Source organism: Mesorhizobium sp. LNHC229A00 (assembly GCF_000502415.1).
Lineage (GTDB): Bacteria > Pseudomonadota > Alphaproteobacteria > Rhizobiales > Rhizobiaceae > Mesorhizobium.
In genome coordinates this window covers 1-1,025 of the sequence record NZ_AYWQ01000101.1, presented here as the reverse complement: position 1 = coordinate 1,025, position 1,025 = coordinate 1, and the positions used below count along the sequence as shown (strand labels likewise).

The 1,025-nt window shown below is 62.1% G+C and carries 1 protein-coding gene; it reads right to left on the bottom strand.

What is annotated here, in order from left to right; all coding sequences use genetic code 11:
* Positions 1-103: 103 nt before the first annotated feature.
* On the bottom strand, positions 104-640 hold the full coding sequence (locus tag X742_RS1000000171850) for a type II toxin-antitoxin system antitoxin SocA domain-containing protein (RefSeq protein WP_023775622.1): 537 nt from the start codon (positions 638-640) through the stop codon (positions 104-106).
* Positions 641-1,025 lie beyond the last annotated feature (385 nt).

Sequence of the window (1,025 nt, the reverse complement as noted above, 5' to 3'; positions counted from 1 at the left end):
CAATAATGCGCGAAGTCGGGATTGCAGGCGACCTCGGCTGCGACCAGCGCCTTCACGGTTTCCGTCCATGTGATGGTAAACCCGTCGGCGGGCCGGAAGGTGCTCATTCGGGAGCGGTACGGATCGCCTCAAGCGCCCAATCGATATCGTCAGGCTGTAGATCACCCGGGATGATCGCCGCCGCGCGGATCGGCATCTGCTGCCCGTTGTGGATGTTGTCCCAAAGCGCGTCGTGGGTTGCCGCGCTGGCCTCGGCAGCGCTCAGCGAACAGATCGCATCGATTGCGCTGTGCAGTATCTCCAGCGCTTCGACCGGAAACTCGGCTGGCGACATAGGCTCTATCGCGATGAACTCGTGGCGTACACCGACCGGCGTTTCAACGGGCCGCAGAACAATCTTGCCGTCTTGCTCAAGCGTCGCCAAGGCCACTTTCAACCGGTTCGGCACAGGGCCTTGCGGCATGCGAATATAGGATTCCTGCCCGGTGATCGTGCTGCCGTAGTGACGATAGTGCGCCACGTCGGCATCCCACATAACCTTGTTAAGCTTGGTCGCCCCGAGCTTGTCCGGGCGAGAGTGGCTGATGATGTAGTGCGCGACGTTCTTGGTGCGCACTTCCTCGTCGTTTGCGTCGGTCATGCTCTCGCCCCTTCCGACCGAATCCCGGTGAACCGGTGCGTATATATATGTCACAATGCCAAAAGTCGCAAACCGGCTCATAGGTGCTGGCGCCCGCCAGTGGGTTCCGCCCTTCCGATCAGAGCCTCGCCAGCGCGCGTTTTTCCGCCGGCCATGCCGCCGACGAGTCCCACGCTTCTTGGCGCCCGCCTGTGGCCAGTCGCATGCATTACTCTGGCGCTGGCGTAGGGCGGCGCTCGGTGAGCTTCAGCACCCTTGCCCTGTTTACGGCCTGCTTTGCACGGATCCGCTCCAGCGCGGCCGCCTGCTCTTCCTCACGCGCTATTCGGTACACCTCGGGCAATGGCTGCCAATCCTTCGGCTTCAGCTTCATGGTCCACTTCGG

Coding starts and splice junctions, on each gene's coding strand:
- X742_RS1000000171850 (WP_023775622.1), bottom strand. CDS start 640: ATGACCGACGCAAACGACGAGGAAGTGCGCACCAAGAACGTCGCGCAC.